The following is a 14,654-nucleotide window of genomic DNA, read 5'->3' on the forward strand; positions in this document are numbered from 1 at the left end:
ACTTATGCAGCGCTGGATGCGCAATTTTGGTAACGCCGGTCTATATCATCTGCTCTGCGAGCCCGCAGGTCGGCAAGACGCTGATCGCGCGGCTCTTGAGCGAGTTCTTGCTGCTGAAGAACGGCACGGTGCTCTCCTTCGACCTCAACTTGAAGGAGCCGTCGTTGCTTGACTACCTTCCTTCCATCACTGAGACAGCAGATGTCATGGACACCTATGGCAAGATGCAGCTAATTGACCGACTAATCATCAACGATAGCGTGGCCAAGGTGATAGACCTTGGCTTCCACGCCTTCGACGAATTCTTCAAGGTGTGCAGCGAAATCGACTTCTTACGCGAGGCGATACTGCACAACGTCGTGCCAATTGTCCTGTTCGTACCTGACATCGACCGTGTCTCATCGCGAGCCTATGAGATGCTACGCTGGCAAGTTCCGCGGCATATTCTGATCACCGTGCACAACGAATTCGTTGTTCGCGGCGAGTTGTTCGAGGCCATGAAGCGCGGCCGCACGCTCCGGATCGCGGCGCTGCCTGTGTTTCTGAATGCCTTTATCTGCCGATTAGGTTTGTCTTTCACCGGCTATCTGCGCCAAGAAAAGGATTCCTCGACTGAACTGCATCAGTGGATTCGACGAAACTACACCATCTTTCGTGATCTCGAATCGAGTCTGCTACCCCGGCGCTCGTTGTGAACCGTGATCCACGACGAACACCGAACATACGCTTCGACCGGTTTCCATAACTATGTAACGGCCACTTAATGCCGAACACGATCTGGTTCCGAGCCCACCGCCCAGCCACAGCCTGGGCTGTACGAGATCCGGGCAGATTCTTCACTTTGCAGCCGATCTCGCGTGACACGCTTTCCCGTTCAGCTAAACCGGCCCCAGAAACGTGACGCACGATCGCAACCTTCAAATGGACGCTGACAAGTCAGGTTCATAAAGCGCAGGCATGAGCCTTGTGAGAACCCAACGACCGAGGATGAAGGATGGTGGATCTCTGTACACTGATTGAGCGCAACGCATCGTTCGCTCCTGACAAACCCGCAATCCATTTCGAGGGCGATACCTTAAGTTACGGCGACCTTAATAGACGCATTGATCGGGCTGCGCGGGCCCTGAAAGGTGCGCTCGGCGTCAACAGAGGCGATCGCGTTGCCGTCCTCAGCCTCAACCGCCCTGATTACCTCGTTCTCCTCTACGCTTGCGCGCGGCTCGGGGCCATTTTAGTGCCCTTGAATTGGCGGCTCGCGGCTACTGAGCAGCTTTTCATCTTGTCCGACGTTGGCGCTAAGGTTCTGGTCATTGAGCGGGCTTTTGAAGCACTTCTGTCCATTCTAGCAGAGGCACTGCCCGAGCTCGCGACTGTGGGCCTCGACTTTGCGCCTTCCGGCGCTCACGCGTGGGAGGACCTGTTGGATCAGACACGGCGGGACAGCTATTACCCTTGCGCGGACCTGACCGACCCGTTTCTGATCGTCTACACTTCAGGAACCACAGGCCGGCCGAAGGGAGCGGTGCTGCGCCAGGAAGCTTTGTTGTGGAACGGCGTGATGAGTCAGCATATGCACGCACTCACATCGGACGATCATGTACTGACCGTATTACCGCTATTCCACGTCGGCGGGCTGAACATTCAGACGACGCCCGCATTACAGCTTGGCGCGACCGTCACCATCCATTCGCGGTTTACGACTGACGCCACCTTTGCTGCACTCAAGCATGATCGACCAACTTTGACCGTCCTGGTGCCTGCGATCATTCAGGCCTTGACCGACGACCTTAGGTGGTCGACGATCGATCTGTCGTCGCTGAAAGCGGTCTCGGTGGGCTCAACGACAGTGCCGCAGCACCTGGTCGATCGCTTGGTTGCGCGCCGGGTGCCTGTTCTCCAAGTTTACGGTTCCACGGAAACGAGCCCCATTGCGGTTTATACGAGGCTCGGCGGTGACCTTTCACGGGAGGGGTCGACCGGCCTACCCGGACTATGCTGCGAAGCGATGGTCACGGATGACGGCGGCAACGAATTGCCCGCGGGGACTCCGGGTGAGATCGCGGTGCGCGGCCCCAATGTTTTTCGCGAGTATTGGGGCAATCAAGCAGCCACGTGCGAGGCGATGCATGACGGCTGGTATCGTACTGGCGACATCGCCTGTCGCGACGCCGACGGCTATTTTTGGGTTCATGACCGCAAGAAGAACCTGATCATTTCCGGCGGGGAAAACATTTATCCGGCGGAGGTCGAACGTGTACTTTTAGAGCACGCTGATGTTGCGGAGTGCGCGGTCATCGGCCGGCCGGATCCAAAATGGGACGAGGTACCGATCGCCTATGTGGTCAGGCGACCCGATTCCCGGATGAACGCGGAGGCACTCGTTATGCATATGCAATTGCATCTGGCGCGCTTCAAAGTGCCACGCGAGATCATTTTCACGGAAGAATTGCCGCGAACGGTACTGGGCAAGATTCAGCATAGTGTGCTCAGAAAACTCGATTCTCAATCAGGCGAGTAAGGCTTCAGCAATTAACGATCGGATTCTCAGTCGCTTGCAACGGTTCCTGTGCCACCGTACCTATGCACTTCGCTCGCGCGTGCAGCAAGAAGCTCATCCAACTCTCACGTGATGGTGTCGATTAACAGGAAATACCGGTCTAATGTTCAACAGGACCTCGGACGACGATCGTTTTGCGCGGTATTCATCCGGCGTAGCTCGTTTCCCAACCGTCGAGGCAATTTCGACGAGTACCGGGCTAGCGAATTGAATCGAACAATCGGTGGAGGATGGACACCTCCTTAGGTGTACACCGCCGCCTTTTCAACGCAATCATCGTTGCTAAACGACTATCCTCGTTTGGAGCAAAAATGCCAACATCCCGCCGGTTTCTTCCGTCCACCGCAAGGCTTGCAGCTTTTGACGCCGCGGCCAGAACAGGCAGCGTGACCCTAGCAGCTCGCGAGCTCAGCCTCACCCAGAGTGCGGTCAGCCGGCACATCAAGAGCTTGGAGGAGCAGCTCGAGATCGCACTTTTTGCGCGCGTGGGCCACACGATCCGCCTGACCGCTGCCGGCGAGGCGTATGCGCGCGATGTTCGAGAAGCGCTGGGGAAGATCAATACTGCCTCCTTCAACGTTTGCGCCAAGGGCGATACGCTCGATCACGACGACGATCTTGCTAAACTTCAGCACGCACAGGCCGGCACCGCGACGTCCTAAATTCCCGGCGCAAAAATCCAGACATGACGATCACTTCGCGACGCGCCTTACGCATGTCCGGTTTCGGCGATGGAGAAGATCGGCGAGAGAGGCTTTCGGATCAATCTCACCGAGACACACCGTCATGGATGGCGTCTCCATGACAGGGAGACCCTTCGGCGCCAGCGAACCGCCTGGCCTTTCTTTCGAGCGAAGAATGTCATCACCTCTGGCGGGCTCGATCTCAAGGCCGTAATTTTTCAACACTTGACCGGCCTGGCGCGGCCAAGCCGAGCAGACGAGCCGCCCTTGTCTGGCGGCACTGCCCATTTTTGGGGGCGCGGCAAAGCCGCCAAGTCCTAGAATTCCGCCTCAATGCGTGGGCAATCGCGGCTACGCGCGGGGTAGCGAGCACAGACTTAAGGGAGCTGGTTTCCGCTCGGGGCCATTTCGAATCTGCCAACGAAAAATCATTAAGCTCACGGACCAGATCGACTGCAGCCGGCGGTAACGACCGTTCTCGCCGAAATTTCCGGGCGAAAGTTGACGCACTTGCGAAAGATGTCAGCTGTTGCCGATTTTTCGCTTCAGCGACCGCGCGAAGACGCCACACTTGCCCTCTATGTGAGCGGCCGAATCTGCTCGCCGATTTAGAGAGCAGACTCCACATCAGACAGCGGGAGCATCGATGCCTGGTCAGAACGTCATTTGTTTCGATACGCCTCGCAAGATGCGGCGCTCGAAGAAACTGCAGCTCGAGCGACTTTCAGGTGAGCACCGGCGATCCGTCGTTCTTGTGACCAGGATGGATCAATTTGGACTGTCCGACTTTTCCAAAGACGAACTCCAGTCATTTCGTTTGGCTTCCGCAATCCTAGGCGGACCCGTGAGCTGAAATTGAGACACGCACTCGGCCGCAGCGTCCTCCTCGCGCGGCCCCACGCACATAGCAAGAACTGAAAGATCCACGTGAGTCAGACTATTCCGCCGAAACGGTGGACCACGCTCCGGCACTCCTTGTCGGCCCCTCAGCTGTCTTCCGGTTCCGCCCTAGTATTCTACGCAAGGGAGTTGCGGACATTGTATGGCCGTTACTCGCGACTATTAGACCGCATCTCTCTCGGCCGACGGCAGCGCTGGCTGCTTCTCGAGCCCTTTTCCGAAACTCTGACTCTGGTTTTTGGCGGACTGATCCTGTTGTTGGCGTTTGCGGTTCCCACCATTCGCGCTCCCTTGCAAGAGGATTGGCTGAAGGCTTGCAACGTCGCGGCGTGTCTGTTTGATCAGTTCGGCGATCCGATTGGTGGCAGGCCGGTTGACCGTGGTGTTTCGACCCCGCTTGAGGATTTTCCCGATGCTCTGATCAAGGTAACGCTCGCAACCGAGGACCGCCACTTCTACGACCATTTCGGCATCGATTTCCCCGGTGCTCTCCACGCTCTCCTGGCAAGAGCAAACAATCACCAGGATGGCTCCTCGATCACTCAGCAACTCGCCCGGACTTTGCTTTCGAACACCGAGCGCAGCATCGGACTCAACATCAAGGAAGTATTCCTTGCCGTCTGGCTCGAATGGCATCTGACCAAAGATGAAATCCTGAGACTTTACCTAAACAGTGTCAATATGGGCGGCGACTCCCTCGGCGTCGATGCAGCCGCGCGATTCTACTTCAATAAACCGGCCCGCGATGTGACGCTCGCGGAAGCTGCTATGCTGGTCGGCCTGATCAAGGCGCCGACAGGTTATGCCCCTCACATCGACCTGACCACAGCGCGTGCTCGCGCCAACGTGGTCCTGGACAACCTGGTCGAAGCCGGGTTTATGACTGAAGACCAAGTGCTGAGAGCACGGTCCGATGCAGCCAGAGCAGTCGCGCGAGGTATGACGACTTCACCGAATTAACGCAGCTTTCCCACCGTTGTTCAGACCGGTATTTGACATCATGCGTCGCCACTGGCCGTCATCTGGCGTTCTGTCGCAAAACTCCAGCCGAGCTTGTGTGCTCGGCGAGCATTTCGTCTGAGCTCATTGCGGAGTGAGCGTCTCTTGACATTCGATTTTGCGCTGCCGGCTAGTGGCGACTTCTACACGGCGCTTAAACACTGTCACGCAGCGCCCCACTTCTCTTATTAAGAACGTACCGAAACTTTTACTTCTGTGAACTGTCGCCGAAAATATGCCGATGATCTAAGGCGCTTTCAGAATTTGTCGGCCACACCTTCCGATAGCGAATCACAGCCGGACTGGAATGCGTTATTCCACAATGGCCAACGGGGAAACGCCGATATGTCGTACTCAACTGTCCCACACGGATCGAAATCACGGGTTGGTGCGATTCTGCGTGCCACAAGCGGAAATTTTCTCGAGCAGTTCGACTTCTTCCTGTTCGGTTTCTATGCCAACGCCATTGCGAAGGCATTCTTCCCATCGGATGATGAAGCCGCTTCGCTGCTCAACACCTTTGGTGTGTTCTGGCTGGGCGCATTAATGCGCCCGATCGGCGCTATCGTGCTCGGCGCTTATATTGATCGGATTGGCCGTCGCCAGGGTCTCATCGTCACGCTCTCCATCATGGCGATCGGGACGGTGGTCATCGCATTCTGTCCGACCTATGCGACCATCGGTATTGCCGCTCCCGTAATCGTGCTGCTTGGACGCCTCCTACAGGGTTTTTCAGCTGGCGTAGAAGTCGGTGGCGTTTCGGTCTACCTATCGGAGATCTCGACTCCGAATAATCGCGGCTTTTACACCTCACTCCAGTCCTCAAGCCAGCAGGTCGCGATTTTCGTCGCAGCGAACCTCGGCTACATCCTTAGCGAGATGATGCCACCTGATACCGTTCTTGTTTGGGGTTGGCGCATTCCCTTCTTTGTCGGCTGCTTCATTATTCCGCTGATCTTCTTGCTGCGCCGAACGCTCGAAGAAACGCCGGACTTTCTGGCCATGAAGACACATCCCACTGCTCGCCAGGTCTTTGCCTCGGCAGTCGCAAACGCGCGTATTGTCGTCCTTGGCATGATGATTGCGATCCTCACGACCACAACGTTTTACTTCGTTACCGTTTACACACCAACATTCGGCAAGAACGTGCTAAAACTCTCTTCACGGGAAGTGCTGTTGGTTACCACCCTCGTCGCTGTGACCAACTTCATTTGGAATCCGGTTGGCGGCGCTGTATCCGACCGGATCGGCCGCAAACCTGTTCTCCTGACCATAGCCATCCTGGCATTACTAACCACCTATCCAGCCCTATATTGGCTGGTGAACGAGCCGAACTTCGGCAAGATGCTTGCGGTGGAAATGATGTTCTCATTCTACTTCGGCACCTATAGCGGCGCCATGCTGGGGTGCTTAGTGGAGATCGTGCCGGCGCACGTGCGCACCACATGCTTCTCGTTGGCCTTTTCACTGGCGGCCGCGCTGTTTGGTACCTTTACGCCGTTCGCCTCGACTTGGCTGATAGATCAGACAAGTGATCGGGCTTCGCCCGGATTCTGGCTAATGTTCGCAGCCGTACTCGGCATCATCGCAACACTTACCGCCTACCCAGGCACCCCTCAAGCCGTCGAGAGTGGCAAAGCTGTCGCAGCCTGAGCGCGCCAATCGTGAGCTAGATCTCGAAGTGGTCGAACAAAGTCGCAGCTCGGGGGCTTGCGCTGGGCGCGGCTCCACCATCGTCGCCGGCCAGCTCCCCGTGAACCGATGGCGTTCGCTTATCGGCGATCCACCTATGCTAGCGCGCGCTGGCCGCTCGGGTGACCAGCTGAGCCAGCGATCCGCTCTCTCGGCACAAGAGTTAGCTTGTAGCCTAGAGCGTCCGTCGCCTTGCTCAGTTCATCGAGCGTTGGATTGCGGACCACGCGAAACGTTTCGTAGATCGCTTCGCGGCTTAGTCCTGTCTTGCGGGCGAATTTCGAAACTCCCCGAGCCTTGGCTAATCTCAGATAGCTGCAGCAATGAACGAAGGGTCTTCGTTCTCAAGCGCTGCTTCTAGTCGAGCGTTTCCTTGGTTCGAATCATATCAGCCGGCCTCGGCGAGTTTGTAGGACCAAGTATGGATGACCGGATGGCGGTTCACTTCGTCGATGCCGGCCATGATGCGCTGCTTCAGCTCGTGTTTTGATGTCACCCGGATATGGCGCAACACCGAGCGGGCAAACTTGGAGAAGAAGCCCTCGATCAGGTTAAGCCACGAGCCGTGCTTGGGGGTGAAGGTGAGTTCGAAGCGTCCTACGGGTTGGGCGTTGAGCCAGGCTGTGGTTTCTCTCGATATATGCGCGGAATGATTGTCGAGGATCAGCTTGATTGCGGTGCCCCTCGGATAAGCGGCATCGAGCAGCTTGAGGAATTCGATGAACTCTCGGCTGCGATGGCGATCTCTCGCAAGCGCATGAACCTTGCCGGTCAACAGATCGATCCCGGCCAACAGACTGAGCGTGCCATGACGTTTATACTCATGATCTCGCGCAAAGGTGGCGTGGACGCCAGGCTCGGGCGGCAAATCCGGCGCCGTCGTTGCGATAGCCTGGATTCCCGGCTTTTCATCACAGGAGACGATTGCCACCGGCTTGCCCCTCTTCGATCTGGCAGAGGCTTTTTTCAGAACCTCGACTTCACGATAGACACACAGAACCTCGGCCATCTTCTGTTCGAATTCGGCGTCGCGGTTCTCCAGATAGTAACGCACCTTGTGCGGCTTGATTTCCTCTTTGCCGAGAATCTTGCACACCGTGCCCTGGACCAAATTGGCCAGACACTTGTGCCCAGCCGCCGGTCCGTGCTCGCGCACATGGCGTGCCAGCAATCGTGTCGTCCACAATTCATGCGGATAGCCGTGATCCTTGGCCTTGTCGCACGCCAGCGACACCAGCCAGGCCTTGGCCTCCGGCGTGATCGTGGGCTCCTTGCCCGGCCGCGGCCGATCATCAAGGGCTGCCAGCACCCCGTGGGCCAGCGCCCGTTCGACACAGCGCTCGACGGTCTGGTGATGGACCCCAAGTTTGCGCCCCACGGCACAAAACGACGGATTGTCCCGGTAGGCCAGCAGCATCTGCGCCCGCGAGACCCGGCTCGCTGGCTCGGTTCTCGACCGCGAAACCGTCGTCAATGCTCCGATCTCATCGCTGGTCATCGCCAATTCGACCGCCTGCCGCCATCCTGCCATGACCTCGCTCCTCGTTGCGTCAACCGCAACCGAGGAATCCGCCAACACTCAATCCGTTCCACCGCAGGCTTCTTGGAATCGGTCGTCTAGATAGGCGGCCTACTGATCCGCCGGTGGTCCTGAACGTTGAGCTTGGTTGCCTTAGGGCGCTTATCAAACCTGCTTCACCATTTGCTTGGCTCGTGGACCTCCTAGCTCCGCACAGGTCTAACGTATTCGCCTATCGATGGGCGATGCCAGCGGCCGTCCCGCGTCGGGATAATTGAACAAACAATTGTCCTCAAATCTACTAGAATACCGAACTCAGGGAAGTCTGAAGGAGTTTTGCACAGTGGCGGTCATCATCGCTTCAACAAACGCCTGTATAGACCCGACAGCAATCGACATGCGTTCTACGAGCTGAATGAGGACTGGGCAGGCCCCGCCCCGCTTAAGCGCCAGCTTTTCGAGCTACCATTTCTGACCAGCGGCGAGTCGTTGCTGAAAAGGATATTTTGTTGGAGTCTCTATCCATGGATCATGCTTCCCCTAAGCAGGAGCAAACCTTTGAAACTCTGGTACGCGTGGCCTTTGAGAAGTCATGGCGTTTCGTAGAGAAAGATCCACTCCTGACCCATAATGCGGAGGCGCTGCTGCGCGCTCGGCTGCGAGTCCATTTGGAACGCTCATTGAGAACAGGTGAGAAGAACGTACTTCATCTGGCCAACAACGCTATTGGGAATCTACGTACCGAACTAGGACGGCGGCCAGGATTATAGTCTCTCCCTCAACCCTGCGCGGTTCCATGGGCGCTGATCAGGCGCCCTGCGTTGGCTGCGCTCTACACTCCGGACTGTCTCATCCCTCAACGACAACGGCTTCAGCTGGCCGATTTAATCCTCCGAGAGGAGGCTCTTCATCAAGCCCCGGCTACGGCGGCACGAAAGCTTTATGTCGCGATCGGCCGAACAAATAGCAAAACATTCCCCCGCCGCGACCAAAAACCTGTGTGGTCGTTCTGGACGTGTCGCGCACTCGCATGTGGGGCTCAGCCTAACTCCTTTGCCGTTGCCCTAATCATCTCGAGAAGCCAGATCAAGCCCGTGTCATTCGATCTGTACCTGTGCCACTGCACGGATAGCTGCATGGGCGGAAGCTGGAACGGAAGCTCGACGATCCTGATCGGTAGCCGGCCAACTACCTCTTTTGCGAGGCGCCGGCGCGTTGTCGCAATGCGATTGGTACCAGCGACCAGCCCGGGCATCGCACTGAAGCTATAGGTGGTGACGTCTATCCTGCGTTGTACGCCGGGCCCCGTCGCAAGGGACGTTTCGAGTGACCGATCGTCTTCGGCGCCTCGCATCACAACATGGGGCGCCGCCAAGAATTCTTTCCTGGAAAGTTTGCCGATCGCGTAGCGTCCCTTGTTCCACGCGACAGCGCAGAACTCGTCTTGCAGGACTATTTCCGAGGGGTGACGCTTCAAGCAGAACTCGTTCGGAATGAAGAGTAGATCGACCGCTCCCTGTTCGAGCAGCCGCTCCGGTTCGGCGTCCTCGCTCACAAGGTTGAACTTCACGTCTGGTGCGATTCGTTCGCAACGTCGAAGTAAGGCTGGTGCGATCGTCGCGAGAGTATACTCGGAAGCCAGGATAGTGAAGCAGCGTTCCGACTGCGAAGGGTCAAAACGCGAGCTTGTCGCGACCGTTCCTTCGATCCGAACAAGCAGATCTCTCACTGATTCCTTGAGCGATGCGGCTCGTGGTGTGAGTTCCATCTTGCGGCCCACTTTGGCTAGAAGTTCGTCTTCAAAGTAATCACGCAGACGCTGGAGCGCGCTGCTCATGGCGGATTGGGTCATGTTCATTCGTGCCGCGGCCGCGCTCACATTGCGTAAGTGAAGCAGGTGATCCAGCGCGACGAGAAGATTAAGGTCAAGCTTGTTATTGAAACGCATCCATTCCTTCCTGCACAGCCAGTTAGCTCTATCAACGTAAGAAATTTCCACAATGGATTTCTAAAACGGTGGACGAGACGCTTCGCGGTGGTCGAGGACAATGCGGTGACTTCCAAGTGGACAAACAGTTTCCGCACAGCGGCCGGAAACGCGCGTTGAAAATCCCAACGGGCGCGAGAGTGGCGCTCGAGCCACGATGACGGCACCAACGCATTGCATCGCAAAGTGAGTCGCCGAGACCGTTGGCAGTCTCATTGCGTGAAACAGACACTGCCTGGAGACACGTACAATGAAAATCGTCGGATTGGACAGCCTCATTTCGGCGTCGACGAATAGCGGACGCCGCCCGGTTTCTCACAGACTACGGATTGAAGCCGATGCAAGGCTCAGAACGCGGTGGACGCTTTGAGGCCATTGACGGCACGTCCGTGGTGATTGCTCACGAGAGCGATTTGCGACTGCCCGCGCCGCCGAGCCTGGGTTGCCGACTCCGAAAGACGGTGATGGGCGTGGCCAAGACGGCAACGCTAGACGCAATTGCCGCAGAATTGCGCCGCGACCGCGATGTTCACTATCTCGATGACGGATCCATCGAATCGATCGACGACGCAAATTTTGCGATCGGCTTCAGGTTTCGGTCAGACGGGAAATCGTACTTCAGGGCGAATTCCCGAACGCTCCGGGGACGTACATATTCCGGCCGATCAATAGCCTTGGCGTTTTGCCACCAGCCTCTGTTATCCTCCCACGTCGCACACTTTGTACCCGACGTCCTGAAAGCGGAAGCATTTTACGAAAATCGGCATGGTTTCCGCTGCACCGACCGCTTTACCGGCACCGGTCTGTTCCTGCAGCCGGGTGGCAGCCTCGACCATCACACGTCTCCTCGCAGCGCCCCCGCACATGCAGGGGCTCAAACACTTCGCTTTTCATTTCGGCGGCCCGAGGTGACGACCAATGGTTATCGTTTTTCTTCGTGCTCTGCCCTCTAAGGAAACGAGTATGCTCAGTGCGCCCGGTGCCCTCGGATCAATAGCGAAGCGATGATGGACGCCTGATCATGTCCTCGATTCTCATTGACTGCTTATTGGACGCGCACGCCTCCATCGATTGGCCGCAAGCTCGCGGTCTGACAGCATCGGCCAAGTCCAAACCGCTCACAGGCGCTTAATTTCGATGCAATATTTTCTCAGCGCATAGCCGATTTGGCGCGGCGTTAGTCCGAGGAGGCGTGCCGCCTTTGCCTGCACCCAGCCGGATTTCTCCATTGCAGCAATGAGGCGCTCGCGATCCGTCAGCTTCGCACCACTCACGAGCGCCCCGTCGGCCGGCGCCGTCTCGAGGGGTGGAGTGAGGACCGCAACCGACGCAGTTATGTCAGGGGTTGGCATAGCTGGTCTCGCCGACAGCTCGCCGGTCACTGCGGCCCGCCGCTTCGTTTCATCCAATCCGCTCTTCCACAACAGCGCGGAAAGGCACTGACCGTGACAGCAAGCAAAATCGCTCCTGACAATGAACGGCCCTGGTGCCAGAGTTGCAGTCCGCTGCACGCAGTTTTCGAGTTCACGCACATTGCCCGGAAACCCGCAATTCATCAGCACGTCCATGGCACTCGGATCGAAAGTTAACGTTCGACTGTTCTCGCTGTTGAAGCTTTTGAGAAACTCAGTGGCAAGCAGCGGAATGTCGCTGCGCCTTTCGCGCAACGCCGGCAGCAGCAATGGAACCACGCTAATGCGATAATAAAGATCGGCCCGAAACTCGTTTTTTGCCACCGCCCCTTCCAGGTCTTTGTTGGTTGCGGCAATCACGCGAACATCAACTTTCATGGTGTGGCCGCTGCCGACCCGCTCGAACTCTTGCTCCTGAAGAACCCGCAACAGCTTTGCCTGGAAGGCGCCTGAGATTTCGCCAATCTCGTCCAGAAACAGTGTGCCCTTGTCGGCGAGCTCAAAGCGCCCTTTGCGTGAATTAAGAGCGCCGGTGAAGGCTCCCTTCTCATGACCGAACAATTCGGATTCCAGCACTGTCTCCGGCAGCGCTGCGCAGTTCATCTTGATGAACGGCCGCTTGGCACGCGGGGATAGCTCGTGAATAGCTTTGGCCACTAGCTCCTTGCCAGTGCCCGATTCACCTCGCAACAGAACCGTGGCATTCGACTTGGCTACCACCGCGATCTTGTCAAGCAGCCCGCGCAGCGCCGGACTGGTACCTATAATACCATCGATGTGAACTCTCTTACGCTCTCGCGCCGGCTGCTTGAATTCGAGGAGCTCCTTCTGCCAGCGAGAGCTCTCCGCCATGAGGCGCTTGCGGTCGCGCGCCACCAAACGATGGAGCTTCACCGCCTGTCCAATGAGGTTGGCGATCATGGTGAGTAACCGGACATCGCAATCCGGCGGGAACATCGAATCGATGTCCGGCACACGCTCGATGGATAGGGTTCCGACTACTTTTCCGTCGACGCTGATGGGAACTCCCATGAACGATAACCGTACGTGGTCGGACGCGCCGAGCACGTCCATATCAGCTACGCTAAACGCTGGATGCGTGGCAACGTCGTCAGCGACAAACGGGATACCCGTTGCCACAATCTCCTCGATCGCCTTTTGCGGCAGGCGCATCCGGTAGCGCTCATCGCTTCCTTCGCTCCAGCCAGCGCCGACCGCAATCTCCGGCACGTCATCATCTGCCAGGAGAGAGACGACGCCATGCCGCATCTGCAGAGAGGACTGCAGCAAATCGATCACACTTGCCAGCGCGACTTCGAGCCGCGAAGGGCTGGCGAGCATGTTCGATATTTCGAACAGTCCTCTGAGCGCGATTTCGTTCAATGGCAGGACCACCGAATGGTTCGCACCGTCGCCGGGGTCATGCCATTCGGATTCGCTAGCAATATGAACCGAGACAACACCGACGTCGCCCTTCCGCGTCGTGTTTTCACTTAGTTCGCACTTCGAAGCATTGTCTTGCATCTCACTCTCGATCTCGCGCGCACTCTGATTGCGCCAGGAGATAACACTTTTTCATGGCACGAGTATAAATGATACACCTTCATTGATTCACACTCCTTCACAAAATCGCGCAAGAGCTCCATTCGAAAAAGACCCGCGTAGATCTACCGACAATCAGCAGCGTTCTTTCGTATGTGTGCAGATTTTGTCACATAAGTTCTACGTCATCGCACGAGGTCGAGCGTGACATTCGAGCCCAAAGAATGTGCTTTTCGTTCTCCCATCGCGTTTCGGCTATTGGCAGTAGCTGTGTCCACCCAGTGCGATCAAGCGAGCCACATTGCCGCCTGCGGGCAATTGCGTGCCGGCAGATACATCGGACTGCTTAGAAGCGCGACATCTGTGAATCAGAGGATTGAACGCCACCAGGCCAACAGGTGCCTCCGCTGACAGACATTAATCGGGCCTTCCACGCTTCGACTGACGTCGTCGATGATGCAGCGGCGTGCCATCCGGCACCTTGGGCGAGACGGTCATACCATTGGGCGATGCAGCAAGCGCATGTGGCAACACTCATCAAGTTCGGTCATGCTGCGCGGCGGCCGTCTGCGACAGGCCAACTCGACTCGCCATCATTATCCGGCGCCGCTTCCTACGGATATAGATCGCAATCGGCGGCTTGCCATGCGCAAGGTGGTGTGCCACCCCGAAAAGCGCCTTCTAGCGGTCTGGCCCATGCCGCGGCTCCCCGTCAGCACCAGCATATTCCATCTTCCCTCCTGCAGTAGGTTACTGCGGCGTAAAACGGACCTCGACGTCCATTTACGATATGCAATACCGGATCGCATCGTCGGCTGCCGTGTCGAGAACCAAACCCGTCGTTCATTCCGTTGTCCTTGCCGCGGTCACTCACGCGCACGTCGGTGCAGGATTTGGGCCAGCGCAACGCGAAGGGCGCCGAAACGATTGCGACGCAGTGTCGCGCTTACAAACAGCTTAGTGGGTTAAAGCAATAGCGCGTTCGCTTTCTGACAGCCGCGAGCGATGTCGCTTTGTCAATTATTGATCTCCAGTAGCCATCCTGACGGACACGCGCTATCGGCTGACCTCTTCTTCCCCCAAGTTCAACCAGGACAATAGTGTCCTCTTTGTCGGAAACGCTTCAACGCCGGGGGCTTCTTATTTGCCGGCCGAACCGACAAAGAGACAGCCGCTGGCGCGTCTATTTTGGCTCGATGGCCTTGGGTGCGTAGGAAACAAACCGTCCGGTCTCGTCGTCGCGTGGTGAGAGCTCCAGGCTGCGACTGCCGCCCTTCCCATCGACCATCCCTCGATCGAATAGACCACGGAGCCGCCTGAGTGCGACAGCCTATTTCTCGGATACGCTTTTGGCTACCGCGGC

Annotated in this window: 11 protein-coding genes; 7 read left to right on the forward strand and 4 right to left on the reverse strand. The window is 57.2% G+C overall.

Going from position 1 to position 14,654, the window contains the following annotated elements; translation table 11 throughout:
• Positions 1-23: 23 nt before the first annotated feature.
• The 5 genes from SO156_RS32190 to SO156_RS32210 all read left to right on the forward strand — a co-directional run bounded on the left by SO156_RS32190 (position 24) and on the right by SO156_RS32210 (position 6,792).
• A complete protein-coding gene (locus SO156_RS32190; protein WP_498537595.1) occupies positions 24-695 on the forward strand; it encodes a hypothetical protein in 672 nt (223 codons plus the stop codon).
• A gap of 302 nt (positions 696-997) precedes the next feature.
• The gene (locus SO156_RS32195) at positions 998-2,518 is read left to right on the forward strand and encodes a class I adenylate-forming enzyme family protein (RefSeq protein WP_498537596.1); all 1,521 of its coding nucleotides are present in this window, start codon (positions 998-1,000) and stop codon (positions 2,516-2,518) included.
• A 269-nt stretch (positions 2,519-2,787) separates the two neighbouring features.
• Positions 2,788-3,219, forward strand: a complete 432-nt coding sequence (locus SO156_RS32200; protein WP_498537569.1) for a LysR family transcriptional regulator — start codon at positions 2,788-2,790, stop codon at positions 3,217-3,219.
• A gap of 1,059 nt (positions 3,220-4,278) precedes the next feature.
• Complete coding sequence (locus tag SO156_RS32205) at positions 4,279-5,100, forward strand: transglycosylase domain-containing protein (RefSeq protein WP_498537570.1); 822 nt, start codon at positions 4,279-4,281, stop codon at positions 5,098-5,100.
• Positions 5,101-5,484: 384 nt separating this feature from the next.
• A complete protein-coding gene (locus tag SO156_RS32210) occupies positions 5,485-6,792 on the forward strand; it encodes an MFS transporter (RefSeq protein ID WP_498537571.1) in 1,308 nt (435 codons plus the stop codon).
• A gap of 134 nt (positions 6,793-6,926) precedes the next feature.
• Here the strand turns inward: SO156_RS32210 and SO156_RS32215 are convergent, their stop codons facing one another.
• Both SO156_RS32215 and SO156_RS32220 read right to left on the reverse strand, forming a co-directional pair.
• Entirely contained in the window at positions 6,927-7,142 is a 216-nt protein-coding gene (locus SO156_RS32215) for a helix-turn-helix domain-containing transcriptional regulator (RefSeq protein WP_498537597.1), read from the reverse strand.
• Positions 7,143-7,219: 77 nt separating this feature from the next.
• Positions 7,220-8,362, reverse strand: a complete 1,143-nt coding sequence (locus SO156_RS32220; RefSeq protein WP_498537572.1) for an IS630 family transposase — start codon at positions 8,360-8,362, stop codon at positions 7,220-7,222.
• A 512-nt stretch (positions 8,363-8,874) separates the two neighbouring features.
• Between SO156_RS32220 and SO156_RS32225 the strand changes: the two genes are divergently transcribed.
• The gene (locus SO156_RS32225) at positions 8,875-9,120 is read left to right on the forward strand and encodes a hypothetical protein (RefSeq protein ID WP_498537573.1); all 246 of its coding nucleotides are present in this window, start codon (positions 8,875-8,877) and stop codon (positions 9,118-9,120) included.
• A gap of 269 nt (positions 9,121-9,389) precedes the next feature.
• On the opposite strand, the gene SO156_RS32230 is transcribed toward SO156_RS32225, so the two are convergent.
• Positions 9,390-10,298, reverse strand: a complete 909-nt coding sequence (locus SO156_RS32230) for a LysR family transcriptional regulator (RefSeq protein ID WP_498537574.1) — start codon at positions 10,296-10,298, stop codon at positions 9,390-9,392.
• A 377-nt stretch (positions 10,299-10,675) separates the two neighbouring features.
• On the opposite strand from SO156_RS32230, the gene SO156_RS32235 reads away from it, so the two are divergent.
• A complete protein-coding gene (locus SO156_RS32235; protein WP_498537575.1) occupies positions 10,676-11,290 on the forward strand; it encodes a VOC family protein in 615 nt (204 codons plus the stop codon).
• A 165-nt stretch (positions 11,291-11,455) separates the two neighbouring features.
• On the opposite strand, the gene nifA is transcribed toward SO156_RS32235, so the two are convergent.
• Positions 11,456-13,273: a nif-specific transcriptional activator NifA gene (gene nifA, locus SO156_RS32240; RefSeq protein WP_498537576.1), complete on the reverse strand. Its 1,818-nt coding sequence runs from the start codon at positions 13,271-13,273 to the stop codon at positions 11,456-11,458.
• Between the last annotated feature and the right edge of the window lie 1,381 nt (positions 13,274-14,654).

It is taken from the genome of Bradyrhizobium sp. UFLA05-125 (assembly GCF_059803515.1).